The organism is Streptomyces sp. NPDC051172 (genome assembly GCF_040682555.1).
Classification (GTDB): Bacteria; Actinomycetota; Actinomycetes; order Streptomycetales; family Streptomycetaceae; genus Streptomyces.
On the sequence record NZ_JBFBBE010000021.1, the window covers coordinates 111,455 to 122,595 of the forward strand.

General features: G+C 70.5%; 13 protein-coding genes. 6 read left to right on the forward strand and 7 right to left on the reverse strand.

Annotated features, from left to right (window positions below; all coding sequences use genetic code 11):
* Window positions 1-21: 21 nt before the first annotated feature.
* Genes AB0N07_RS15745 through AB0N07_RS15765 form a run of 5 tightly spaced genes read right to left on the reverse strand, consistent with a single transcriptional unit; the run spans window position 22 to window position 4,186 of the window.
* Window positions 22-984: a glycine betaine ABC transporter substrate-binding protein gene (locus AB0N07_RS15745; protein WP_365835159.1), complete on the reverse strand. Its 963-nt coding sequence runs from the start codon at window positions 982-984 to the stop codon at window positions 22-24.
* Complete coding sequence (locus tag AB0N07_RS15750) at window positions 981-1,811, reverse strand: ABC transporter permease (protein WP_365835161.1); 831 nt, start codon at window positions 1,809-1,811, stop codon at window positions 981-983. Before AB0N07_RS15750 ends, AB0N07_RS15745 begins: the two co-directional genes overlap by 4 nt.
* Window positions 1,808-3,043, reverse strand: coding sequence for a betaine/proline/choline family ABC transporter ATP-binding protein (locus AB0N07_RS15755; protein WP_365835163.1), 1,236 nt, complete (start codon window positions 3,041-3,043; stop codon window positions 1,808-1,810). The genes AB0N07_RS15750 and AB0N07_RS15755 overlap by 4 nt, the downstream gene beginning before the upstream one ends.
* Window positions 3,036-3,683 carry an ABC transporter permease gene (locus AB0N07_RS15760; protein ID WP_365835165.1) on the reverse strand — a complete coding sequence of 216 codons (648 nt, stop codon included), beginning with the start codon at window positions 3,681-3,683 and terminating at the stop codon, window positions 3,036-3,038. Before AB0N07_RS15760 ends, AB0N07_RS15755 begins: the two co-directional genes overlap by 8 nt.
* Window positions 3,684-3,706: 23 nt before the next feature.
* Complete coding sequence (locus AB0N07_RS15765) at window positions 3,707-4,186, reverse strand: Lrp/AsnC family transcriptional regulator (RefSeq protein ID WP_365835167.1); 480 nt, start codon at window positions 4,184-4,186, stop codon at window positions 3,707-3,709.
* 128 nt (window positions 4,187-4,314) lie between these two features.
* On the opposite strand from AB0N07_RS15765, the gene hppD reads away from it, so the two are divergent.
* Genes hppD through nthA form a run of 4 tightly spaced genes read left to right on the forward strand, consistent with a single transcriptional unit; the run spans window position 4,315 to window position 6,631 of the window.
* On the forward strand, window positions 4,315-5,460 hold the full coding sequence (gene hppD, locus AB0N07_RS15770; protein WP_365835169.1) for a 4-hydroxyphenylpyruvate dioxygenase: 1,146 nt from the start codon (window positions 4,315-4,317) through the stop codon (window positions 5,458-5,460).
* A gap of 13 nt (window positions 5,461-5,473) precedes the next feature.
* On the forward strand, window positions 5,474-5,764 hold the full coding sequence (locus tag AB0N07_RS15775; RefSeq protein ID WP_365835171.1) for a hypothetical protein: 291 nt from the start codon (window positions 5,474-5,476) through the stop codon (window positions 5,762-5,764).
* Complete coding sequence (locus AB0N07_RS15780; protein WP_365835173.1) at window positions 5,757-6,053, forward strand: SH3-like domain-containing protein; 297 nt, start codon at window positions 5,757-5,759, stop codon at window positions 6,051-6,053. The genes AB0N07_RS15775 and AB0N07_RS15780 overlap by 8 nt, the downstream gene beginning before the upstream one ends.
* Complete coding sequence (gene nthA, locus AB0N07_RS15785; RefSeq protein WP_365835175.1) at window positions 6,050-6,631, forward strand: nitrile hydratase subunit alpha; 582 nt, start codon at window positions 6,050-6,052, stop codon at window positions 6,629-6,631. Before AB0N07_RS15780 ends, nthA begins: the two co-directional genes overlap by 4 nt.
* 21 nt (window positions 6,632-6,652) lie before the next feature.
* Here nthA and AB0N07_RS15790 read toward each other — a convergent pair whose 3' ends face one another.
* Complete coding sequence (locus AB0N07_RS15790; protein ID WP_365835177.1) at window positions 6,653-8,086, reverse strand: tetratricopeptide repeat protein; 1,434 nt, start codon at window positions 8,084-8,086, stop codon at window positions 6,653-6,655.
* Window positions 8,087-8,178: 92 nt separating this feature from the next.
* Between AB0N07_RS15790 and AB0N07_RS15795 the strand changes: the two genes are divergently transcribed.
* Window positions 8,179-9,594 (forward strand): FAD-linked oxidase C-terminal domain-containing protein, encoded by a 1,416-nt coding sequence (locus AB0N07_RS15795; protein WP_365835179.1) that lies wholly within the window; start codon window positions 8,179-8,181, stop codon window positions 9,592-9,594.
* 19 nt (window positions 9,595-9,613) lie between these two features.
* On the opposite strand, the gene AB0N07_RS15800 is transcribed toward AB0N07_RS15795, so the two are convergent.
* Window positions 9,614-10,027, reverse strand: a complete 414-nt coding sequence (locus AB0N07_RS15800; RefSeq protein WP_365835181.1) for an SsgA family sporulation/cell division regulator — start codon at window positions 10,025-10,027, stop codon at window positions 9,614-9,616.
* A 243-nt stretch (window positions 10,028-10,270) separates the two neighbouring features.
* Between AB0N07_RS15800 and AB0N07_RS15805 the strand changes: the two genes are divergently transcribed.
* Window positions 10,271-11,141: DUF2510 domain-containing protein (locus AB0N07_RS15805; protein WP_365835183.1), on the forward strand; the 871-nt coding region annotated here is incomplete at its 3' end.

The window sequence follows — 11,141 nt, forward strand, 5'->3', positions numbered from 1 at the left end:
TCGATGATGCGCAGAGTTGACCTACTTCACGAACCCCTCCGCCTTCATCCACGCCAGTGCCACCTGATGCGGATCCTCCCCGTCCACGTCCACCTTCGCGTTCAGCGACCGCGCCACGTCGTTGTTCAGCTTCTTCGTGACCGGGTCGAGGACCTCGGCGATCGTCGGCCACTTCTTCAGGGCCTTGGTGTTGATCTCCGGTGCCACGTTGTAGTTGGGGAAGAACTTCTTGTCGTCCCCCATCACCGCCAGGCTCATGGACTTGATGCGGCCGTCGGTGGTGAACACCTCGCCGTAGGTGCAGCTCCCCTTCTCCACCTGGGTGTAGATGATCCCGGTGTCCATCTGCGTGACGTTCTTCGCGGGCACGCTCATCCCGTACGCCTTCTCCATGCCCGGCAGCCCGTCCGCCCGGTTGGCGAACTCGCTCTCCACGCACAGCGTCACCGCACCGGGGTCCTTCCTGGCCAGGGCGGCCACGTCCGACAGCGTGCGCGTGCCGTACTTCTTGAAGTTCGCCTGGTTCATGGCCAGCGCATAGGTGTTGTTGAGCCGCGAGGGTGGCAGCCAGGTCAGGCCGTTCCCGAGGTCCGCGTCGCGCACCGCCTGCCACTGTTTCTGCGGGTCCGGGATCGGCTCGCCGTTGCCCTGGTACGTGATCCAGGCGGTGCCCGTGTACTCGTACATGGCGTCCACGTCGCCGGTCTTGACCGCCTCGCGTGCGCCGATCGAGCCCTGGATGCCGGTGCGGTCCAGGACGTCCGCGCCGGCCGCCTGGAAGGCGATGCCCATCATCGCGCCGAGAATGAGCTGCTCGGTGAACGACTTGGACGTGACGGTCAGATGGGCGCCGTCGAGCGGCTTGCCGCGGCCGATGGAGCCGGGCTTCACGGCATCCACCATGGGGGAGCCGCTCTGCAGGCCGCAGCCGGACGCGGTCACCAGGACGGGGATCAGCAGCAGACACGTGGGCCGCCGTCTCATGTCCCCACCTCCAGCCCCCGTGGCCGCAGCAGGAGTTCCGCCAGCGACGCCAGCCAGTCCACCAGCAGCGCCAGGGCGACCGTGAGGATCGAGCCCAGCATCAGCACCGGCATCCGCTGGTTGGTGATGCCGGCCGTGATCAGCACGCCCAGGCCGCCGCCCCCGCCGAAGGTCGCCAGGGTCGCCGTACCGACGTTCAGGACCAGGGCCGTACGGACGCCCGCGAGGATCAGCGGTACGGCCAGCGGGAGTTCGACCCTGGCCAGCACCCCCAGCGGGGACATGCCGATGCCGCGCGCCGCCTCCAGCAGCGTCGGGTCGTTGGCCTTCAGACCGGCGATCGTGTTGGAGAGGACCGGGAGCACGGCGTAGATGATGATGCCGATCAGGGCCGCCTTCGTGCCGGTGCCCAGCCAGATGACCAGCAGGGCCAGCAGGCCGATCGCCGGGGTCGCCTGGCCCATGTTGGCGATCGTCATCGCCACCGGGGTCAACTTCCGGAACGCCTTGCGGGTCAGCAGGATACCCAGCGGGATCGCGATGATCAGCACGAAGAAGGTCGAGACCACGGTGAGCTGGATGTGCTGCCAGAGGGCCTTCGACACCTGGCCGCCCGAGAGCGCGTTCTCGGAGATCGCGTCGAGGTCGGCCTGCCGGAACCACAGCCAGGTCGCGAGCAGGAGGGCGACGATCACGCAGGGCAGGAAGGTCAGCTTCTGCCAGGTGATGCGTGGCTTCAGAGGGCTCGGCGCCGGCGGGGGTGCCTCGGCCTCCTGTGGATCCTCCCGTGCCGCCGACCCGGGTTCCTCCAGCTCAGAGGTGGTCATGCCTTCGTCACCCCGCCGGGGCCCTCCTGCTCGGCGTGCGTCTGGACGGCCCGTAGCTCCTCCAGCTCGTGCTGGGCCTCCAGAGCCTCCAGCCGGTCTGCCTCCATCAGCTCGTGCACGGAGTTCATGAGCGTCTCCACGTCGACGACGCCCTCGTACTCGCCGCGCCGCCCGGTGACCGCGACCCGCCCCGCGTTGTCGGTGAGGACCGCCTCCAGGGCGTCCCGGAGCGTGGCGTCCCTGGTCACCGTGTCGTTCACCAGCGTGCCAGCCCGGGCCAGGGAGCCCCGCGCGCGCATGAGGTCGCCGCGCCTGAGCCATTTGTAGGGGCGGCCGCCCTTGTCGAGCAGCAGGATCTCGTTGGTCCCGCTGCCGCGGAGCCGGTTGAAGATCTCCTGGAGCGGGTCGTCGAGGGTGACGGTCGGGTAGTCGGTGATCTCGACGTCCCGTACGCGGGTGAGGTTCAGTCGCTTCAGGGCTGCCCCCGCGCCCACGAACCCGGAGACGAAGTCGTCCGCCGGGTTGGTGAGGATCGCCTCCGGGGTGTCGAACTGGGCGATGTGGGAGCGTTCGCGCAGCACGGCGATGCGGTCGCCCAGCTTGATCGCCTCGTCGAAGTCGTGCGTCACGAACACGATCGTCTTGTGCAGTTCGTGCTGCAGCCTGATCAGCTCGTCCTGGAGATGGTCGCGGGTGATCGGGTCGACCGCGCCGAACGGCTCGTCCATCAGCAGGACCGGCGGATCGGCCGCCAACGCCCGTGCCACGCCCACGCGTTGCTGCTGCCCGCCCGACAGCTGCCGTGGATAGCGGGCGCGGAACTCGACCGGGTCGAGACCGACGAGGTCGAGCAGCTCCTCCACCCGGGAGCGGATCCGCGCCTTGGGCCAGCCGATCATCTTCGGTACCAGGGCGATGTTCTGGGCGACCGTCATGTGCGGGAACAGCCCTGCCGACTGGATCGCATAGCCCACCTTGCGGCGCAGCTTGACCGGATCAATGTCGGTCACGTCCTCACCGTTGATCCGGATGCGCCCCCCGGTCGGCTCGATCAACCTGTTGATCATCTTGAGCGTGGTCGACTTACCGCATCCGGACGGACCGACGAAGATGACGAGCTCGCCCGCCTTGATCTCCATGTTGACGTTGTCGACGGCGGGGCTGGGATTGCCCGGATACCGCTTGGAGAGGTTCTCCAGCTCGATCGTCGCCCCATGGGTGGCCTCAGGCACGGATCCCCCTGGGGATGGTCAGCCGTCCGATCAGGACGTACGCGGCGTCGAACAGCAGCGCGAGGACGACGATCCCGAGGGTGCCCGCGAGGACCTGGTTGAGCGCGTTCTTGCTGCCCAGGGAGCCGATGCCGCGGAAGATCTCGTTGCCGAGGCCCGGCCCGGAGGCATAGGCGGCGATCGCGGCGATGCCCATCAGCATCTGCGTCGAGATCCGGATCCCGGTCAGGATCGGCGGCCAGGCCAGCGGCAGCTCGACGCGAAACAGCCGCATCAGCCTGGACATCCCGATGCCCCGCGCCGCGTCCACCAGCGACGGGTCGACCCCGCGCAGTCCGACGATCGAGTTCCGCACGATCGGCAGCAGCCCGTACAGCGTCAGCGCGATCACCGTGGGCGGCACGCCCAGGCCCACCAGCGGGATGAGCAGACCGATCATGGCGAGCGAGGGAATGGTCAGGATGGTCGCGGTGGTCGTGGTCGCCAGGCTGCCGGCCCAGTCGCTGCGGTAGGTGACGATCCCGATCAGCACGCCGATCACGGTCGCCACGACCATGCACTGGAACACGGCACTGGCGTGCTGGTAGGCGTCGGTGAGCAGCTGCTGGTGCCGGTTGCCCAAGTACTCCCAGAAGCTCACAGGCGCTCACCCCCGGCCGTCGGCTAGGTCCTCTCGACGTCCTGGGCCGCCTGCTCCACCAGCGGGATGAACCGCAGCGGAACCGGGTTCTCCATCACGATCGCGGTGGCGGCCCGGACAATGCCATCAAAACCGACAACCAGGTCGATGACCCGCTGGAGATCGGCGTTGGAGCGGGCGACCAGCCGGCACAGCATGTCCCCGCTGCCGGTGGTGGTGTGCAGCTCGAGCACCTCGGGCACGGTCGCCAAGTGCGCCCGGACGTCAGCCCCTTGGCCCTGCCGGATCTGAAGGGTGGCGAAGGCGGTGACGGGGTACCCGAGGGCCGCCGGGTCCACCTGCGGTCCGAACCCGCGGATGACGCCATTCGACTGAAGCCGGTCCAGCCGCGCCTGCACCGTCCCGCGCGCCACCCCGAGCCGCCGGGACATCTCAAGGACCCCGATCCGCGGTTCCCGGGCCAGCAGCACGATGATCCGGCCGTCCAGATGGTCGATCGCCACAGCCGCCTCCCTGGTGTGGTGGTCATCCTGTACAGAAACCCGGAGAATCCCGGCCTCTGACTGAACACATTGCCCAGCAGAAAAAGAAACTATTGCGCACCTTGCCGGATGGGGATGAGGCTGCCGCTATGACGCAGACCACACACCACGCTCCCGACACCGCCCGGCAGGCCGACCCCTTCCCGGTCAAGGGAATGGACGCGGTCGTCTTCGCCGTGGGCAACGCCAAGCAGGCGGCGCACTACTACTCCACCGCCTTCGGCATGAAGCTGGTCGCCTACTCCGGACCGGAGAACGGCAGCCGCGAGACCGCGAGCTACGTCCTCGAGAACGGCTCCGCCCGCTTCGTCTTCACCTCCGTCATCAAGCCCGCCACCACCTGGGGCCACTTCCTCGCCCGGCATGTGGCCGAGCACGGCGACGGCGTGATCGACCTCGCCATCGAGGTCCCGGACGCCCGCCGCGCGTACGCCTACGCGCTGGAGCACGGCGCGAAGAGCGTCGCCGAGCCGTACGAGCTGAAGGACGAGCACGGCACGGTCGTCCTCGCCGCGATCGCCACCTACGGCGAGACCCGGCACACCCTCGTCGACCGCTCCGGCTACGACGGCCCCTACCTCCCCGGCTTCGTCACCGCCGCCCCCATGGTCGAACCGCCCGCCCAGCGCACCTTCCAGGCCATCGACCACTGCGTGGGCAACGTCGAGCTCGGCAGGATGAACGAGTGGGTCGGCTTCTACAACAAGGTCATGGGCTTCACGAACATGAAGGAGTTCGTGGGCGACGACATCGCCACCGAGTACAGCGCGTTGATGTCGAAGGTCGTCGCCGACGGCACCCTCAAGGTCAAGTTCCCGATCAACGAGCCCGCGATCGCCAAGAAGAAGTCCCAGATCGACGAGTACCTGGAGTTCTACGGCGGCGCGGGCGTCCAGCACATCGCGCTCAACACGAACGACATCGTGCAGACGGTCCGCACCATGCGCGCGGCCGGCGTGGAGTTCCTGAACACCCCGGACTCGTACTACGACACCCTCGGCGAGTGGGTCGGCGACACCCGCGTGCCGATCGACACGCTGCGGGAACTGAAGATCCTCGCCGACCGCGACGAGGACGGCTATCTGCTGCAGATCTTCACCAAGCCGGTCCAGGACCGTCCGACCGTCTTCTTCGAGATCATCGAGCGGCACGGCTCGATGGGCTTCGGCAAGGGCAACTTCAAGGCCCTGTTCGAGGCGATCGAGCGGGAGCAGGAGAAGCGCGGCAACCTCTGAGTAGTCTGGCCGCATGGCCAGGATCAACGACGTGGGCGGCACGGAGGGCTTCGGCGCCGTCGACATCACCGACGACGCCGAGCCCTTCCGCGCAGACTGGGAGGCCCGGGTCGTCGGGCTCCTCGGGGCCCTGCGCGCACAGGGGATCTTCAACACGAACGAGTTCCGGGACGCCATCGAGTCGATGCCGCCCAGGGAGTACCTGGCGGCGTCGTACTACGAGCGCTGGTTCGAGGCGATCTGCACCCTGCTGGAACGCAAGGGCGTGATCAAGCCGGGTGAGCTGGACGATCTCGATGGCTGACGGCGACCGTTTCCCGCCGGGCACGGCCGTCCGCACCTTCCACCACGACCCGCCGCACCACACCCGCCTGCCGCGGTACGCACGCGGCAAGCGCGGCATCGTGGTCGAGCCGGAGGGGCGGGCGGAACTGGCCGACGTCAGCGCGCAGGGGCACGGGGACGCGCCGGTCGAGCAGGTCTACGCCGTCCGGTTCGCGGCCCGTGACCTGTGGGGCGAGGGCGATCACCACGTCGTACTGGACCTGTGGGAAAGCTACTTGGAAGCGGACGAAGAAGGTGCGGCCCGATGAGCGGTGACCACTCCGACGCGACGATCGCGCAGCGGGTACGGCGTCTGGAGAGCCTGCTGGAGGAGAAGGGGGTCCTCTCGGGCGCCCGGCTGGACGAGATCATCGACGCGTCCCTGGCCGGGGCCTCGCCCGCGAACGGCGCGCGGGTCGTCGCCCGTGCCTGGACCGACGCCGAGTTCAAGGCGCGGCTGCTGGCGGACGGCACCGCGGCGGTCCGCGAACTCGGCTTCATGGAGGGCTCGTACCAGCGTCTGAGGGTCGTGGAGAACACGGACACCACCCACAACGTCATCGTCTGCACCCTCTGCTCCTGCTACCCGCTGCGTCTGCTCGGCCCGTCCCCGAGCTGGTACAAGTCCGAGGCCTACCGCTCCCGCGTGGTCCGCGAACCCCGGGCCGTACTGGCGGAGTTCGGTCTCGAACTTCCCGCCGGCACGGAGATCACGGTGTGGGACTCCAGCGCCGAGACCCGCTACATGGTCCTCCCGCGCCGCCCCGAGGGCACGGACGCCCTGGACGAGGACCGGCTCGCGGCCCTGGTCACCCGCAACGCACTGATCGGAACGGCGGCCGTCTGACCTCCGGGCGGTCCGGATGCCCTAGTCGTCCTCGGCGCTCGGGCTGCCCGTCGGCAGTGGCTCGTCCGGCGGGTCGCCCAGTGCCGCCAGCGCCTGCTTCGCGAGAGGCACCCGTAGCGGCGAGAAGTACGGGTTGATCCGCAACGCCTCCTGCAGATGCCGCCGCGCGGGCCAGGCCAGCTCCAGCTCCCGCTCGATCATGCCCCGGTGGTACACGTACAGCGCACTGCGCACCGCGCCCCCGTGCGCCCTGTCCGTCGCCGCCATGGCGAACTTCAGCGCCCCCTTGTCGTCCCCGGCCATGTGCAGCGCCCACCCCAGCGCGTCCGCCACCTCGGTCCCCGGCTGCCGCCGCCACTCGGCGCGCAGCAGCCGCACGGCCGTCCGCGCATCCCCGTGGTCCGCCTCGAACACACCGCGCACCAGGTCGTCGTCCACACCTCCCGCCACCTCGTCCTGCACCCGGGTGCCCAGTACGTCGTACTCCGCGCGGGCGGCGTCCGCCATGCCCAGTGACTCGTACAACTCGCCCAGTTCCAGGGCGTACTGGGGGCACGGCTGCTTGTCGAGCGCCACCCGGTACGCGTTCAGCGCCTCCGTGGTGCGGCCCAGTGCCGCCAGCGTCCTGCCCTGCCCGGCCTGCGCGGCCCGCTGGTCGGGGTCGAGCCGTACCGCCGCCTGGAAGTGCCGGAGTGCCTCCTCCAGGTCCCCGCGCTCGAAGGCCAGCTGCCCGGACCGCTCCAGCCATGCCGCCTGCTCGGCCGGTGTGCCCGCTGCCGCCGCCGCGTCCGACAGGGCGGCAGCGGCATCCTCCCGCCAGCCCCGGTCGCGGTAGAGGGCCGCGGCCCGCGCCCGCACGGCGGCCGCCCCGGGGTGCAGCTCCAGCAACCGGTCCAGTGTCTTCTTGGCCGCCTTGTAGTCGCCGAGCCCGGTGTAGGCGTCGATCAGCAGCGGATACGTCGTCCACCGCTTCGGCGCGAGCTTCAGCGCCGCCACGCCCCAGGTCCGCGCCGACCGGAAGTCCCGGCGCGCGTTCGCCAGCGCCGCCATGCCGTCCAGGGCCGCCGCGTTCCCCTTCTCCCGGACCTTGAGCGAGGTCCGCAGCGCTTTCTCGGCCCGCGGGTAGTTCGACGCGTCCGCCGTGCGCCGGCCCTGCTCCACGTAGGCCGTCCCGAGCACCGCCCACGACTGCGCGTCCTCGGGATGCGCCCGCACCCGGGCCTCGCGCCCGGCGATCAGCATGGCCAGGTCCGGCAGCGCGGCCGGCACCCCGGAGGTCACCGCCGTCAGCGCCTGCGCGCCCGGCGCCGGAGCGGGCGCCACCGGCCGGGGCACGGCCGCCCGCTCCCAGGGCCACAGCGCCAGCGCCCCGCCGAGCACGGCACACCCCGCCACGGCGGCGATCAGCACCCGCCGGACCGGACGCGGGCGACGGCCCTCCGCTTGCTTCTCCATGGCGATCACTGTGCGTCAATACGACGAGCACATCCCGGCATACGTCCAGTGCCGTAGACGGGGTTCACACCGATGGCCCCGGGTGCGACGCTGTGATCATGAGCCGTATCGAAGCGCGTCGCGATGAAGACACAGCAGCGACCGGCAACCTCGTCGACCGTCTGCTGGGCGGTCTGCCCGCCGAGGCCGTCCTGACCGACCCGGACGTCACGGCCTCCTACGCCAACGACATGGCCAGCTTCTGCCCGGCCGGCACCCCCGCGGTGGTCGTGCTGCCCCGCACGGTCGAAGAGGTCCAGCACGTCATGCGCATCGCCACCGAACTGCGCGTCCCGGTCGTCCCGCAGGGCGCCCGCACGGGCCTGTCGGGCGGCGCCAACGCCTCCGACGGCTGCATCGTGCTGTCCCTGACCAAGATGGACCGCATCCTGGAGATCAGTCCCGTCGACCGCATCGCCGTGGTCGAACCGGGCGTCATCAACGCGACCCTCTCCCGCGCGGTCGGCGAACACGGCCTGTACTACCCGCCGGACCCGTCCAGCTGGGAGATGTGCACGATCGGCGGCAACATCGGCACGGCCTCGGGCGGTCTGTGCTGTGTGAAGTACGGGGTCACGGCCGAGTACGTGCTCGGCCTGGAGGTGGTGCTGGCCGACGGGCGGCTCATGTCCACCGGTCGCCGTACGGCCAAGGGCGTCGCCGGTTACGACCTTACCCGGCTCTTCGTCGGCTCCGAGGGCTCGCTCGGCATCGTCGTCAAGGCGATCCTGGCCCTCAGGCCGCAGCCGCCGCAGCAGCTGGTGCTGGCCGCGGAGTTCGCGTCGGGCGCCGCCGCCTGCGACGCGGTGTGCCGGATCATGGCGGGCGGCCACGTGCCGTCGCTGCTGGAGCTGATGGACCGTACGACGGTGAAGGCGGTCAACGACCTCGCGCACATGGGCCTCCCGGAGACCACGGAGGCCCTGCTCCTCGCGGCCTTCGACACCCCGGACCCCGCCGCCGACCTGGCCGCCGTCGGCGCGCTGTGCGAGGCGGCGGGCGCCACCCAGGTCGTCCCGGCCGACGACTTCGCCGAGTCCGAACTGCTGCTCCAGGCGCGGCGGTTGTCGCTCACCGCGCTCGAAGCCGTCAGCGGTACGACGATGATCGACGACGTGTGCGTGCCCCGGTCCCGGCTCGGCGAGATGCTCGAAGGCACCGAGCGGATCGCCGAGAAGTACCAGCTCACCATCGGAGTCGTCGCGCACGCCGGCGACGGCAACACCCATCCGACGGTCTGCTTCGACGCCGCCGACCCCGACGAGTCCCGGCGCGCCCGCGAGTCCTTCGACGAGATCATGGCGCTCGGCCTCGAACTCGGCGGCACGATCACCGGCGAGCACGGCGTGGGCGTCTTGAAGAAGGAGTGGCTGGCGCGCGAGATCGGCCCGGTGGGGGTGGAGATGCAGCGGGCGGTCAAGCAGGTCTTCGACCCGCTGGGCATCCTGAACCCGGGCAAGCTGTTCTGATCCCGTCGGGGGGTACGGCTCACTGGGCGAGCAGCTGGTCGAGCGCGTCGTCGATCCCCAGCTGTTCGCCCTCAGTCCCCGGGGGCACCACCCGCAGCGTCCGCTCCAGCCAGGCCGACACCTGGGCGGCCGGCGCCTCGAGCAGGGCGTCACCGTCGGGTGAACTCAGCGCCATCACAACGACGCTGCGACCCTCCGACTTGGTGGGCCACACCCGCACGTCCCCGTGCCCGCAGGCCCGGAACACGCCCTCCACCAGGAGGTCGCGGGAGAACGTCCAGTACACGGGGTTCTCGGAGTTGGTGTGGAAGGTGACGTGGACGGCGTACGGGTCGTCGGTGCGGTAGCCCAGCCGGGCCGGCACCGGAATGCTCCGCTCCGGCGACAGGACCAGTCTGAGCTCGAGTTCACGCTCCACCACGGTGTAGTTCATGTCGTGCGGTTCCTCTCTCGGGCAGGTGTACGGGGCCCTGCGGGTGGGCCCGTACACGTGGAGAGCGGATGGCGGCGCGAGCATTACGCGGGTTCGGAGAATTTTTTTCGGAACGTGTGTGTACGGTGCACGTCGTTGCCCGGAAAGGGGTGGGACTGACGGGACTGTCGGTGGGGGGTTGCGCCCGTCTGATAGATGTGGAGGCCCCTATATTCACCCCCGAGCAGATACGGGACGACGGACATGAGCGCCCCAACCCCGGCACCCGGTGACAACAGGCCCCGCGAAGGGTATTACCCGGACCCGTCCATTCCTGGATATGTCCGGTACTGGAACGGTGCGTCCTGGGTACCGGGCACCAGCCGTCCGGCCCCGACGGACGGCGAGTCGCTCGCCCCGCCGCCCGGCAGCGACCCGGCTCCGGTCGAGGAGACGGGACCGCACTTCTTCGACGAGGACCCCGTGCCGCAGTCGGCCCCGGCCCAGCACCGCGGCCGCCCCGAGCCCGCGGCAGCCTGGGGCGCCGACAGCTCGCAGCAGTCCGGCTTCGGCGGCGACCAGGACCGCCGGGTGTCCTGGGGCAACCCGCAGTCCGCGGACCCGCGCGTGGCCGACGGCGCCCCCGCCCGGCCGGACGGCCAGGCGTCCCGCACCGACGGCACGGCGTCGATCCCGCCCGCGGACTCGGAAGCGGACGACCCGGCCTCCGGTGGCACCTTCGTCTTCCGCAGGCCGACGGCGCAGACCGGGGAGAAGGAGCCCCCGGCAGCGGCCGGCCACGGCATCCCCGGCCCCGGTGGCCCCGCGGCCGACGAGGGCACCATGACGTTCCGTGCGCTGTCCCAGCGCACGGGTGGGCAGGGCGGGGCGCAGAACGGCAGCACGGGGGCGCCCGGCTTCGGCGCGGGCAAGGCGGCCGCCGACCGCGCCGCGGCGCAGGCGCAGCCCGCCCCCTCCGGCCCCCAGCAGGCCACCCCGGTGATCCCGCCGCAGGGCGGCGGCGCCCGGCCCGCGGCGGCCGTGCCGGACGCGGCCTCGCCGCCGAGGAGGACCTGCACGTCGTACGTGCCGGGCGGTACGTCGAAGTGGCAGGCGCCGGCGGTGCAGTTCTCGA

Excerpts from the sequence above, each read along its gene's own strand:
- AB0N07_RS15745 (WP_365835159.1), bottom strand. The coding sequence starts at position 984 with ATGAGACGGCGGCCCACGTGTCTGCTGCTGATCCCCGTCCTGGTGACC.
- AB0N07_RS15750 (WP_365835161.1), bottom strand. The coding sequence starts at position 1,811 with ATGACCACCTCTGAGCTGGAGGAACCCGGGTCGGCGGCACGGGAGGAT.
- hppD (WP_365835169.1), top strand. The coding sequence starts at position 4,315 with ATGACGCAGACCACACACCACGCTCCCGACACCGCCCGGCAGGCCGAC.
- AB0N07_RS15775 (WP_365835171.1), top strand. The coding sequence starts at position 5,474 with ATGGCCAGGATCAACGACGTGGGCGGCACGGAGGGCTTCGGCGCCGTC.
- AB0N07_RS15780 (WP_365835173.1), top strand. The coding sequence starts at position 5,757 with ATGGCTGACGGCGACCGTTTCCCGCCGGGCACGGCCGTCCGCACCTTC.
- nthA (WP_365835175.1), top strand. The coding sequence starts at position 6,050 with ATGAGCGGTGACCACTCCGACGCGACGATCGCGCAGCGGGTACGGCGT.
- AB0N07_RS15790 (WP_365835177.1), bottom strand. The coding sequence starts at position 8,086 with ATGGAGAAGCAAGCGGAGGGCCGTCGCCCGCGTCCGGTCCGGCGGGTG.
- AB0N07_RS15800 (WP_365835181.1), bottom strand. The coding sequence starts at position 10,027 with ATGAACTACACCGTGGTGGAGCGTGAACTCGAGCTCAGACTGGTCCTG.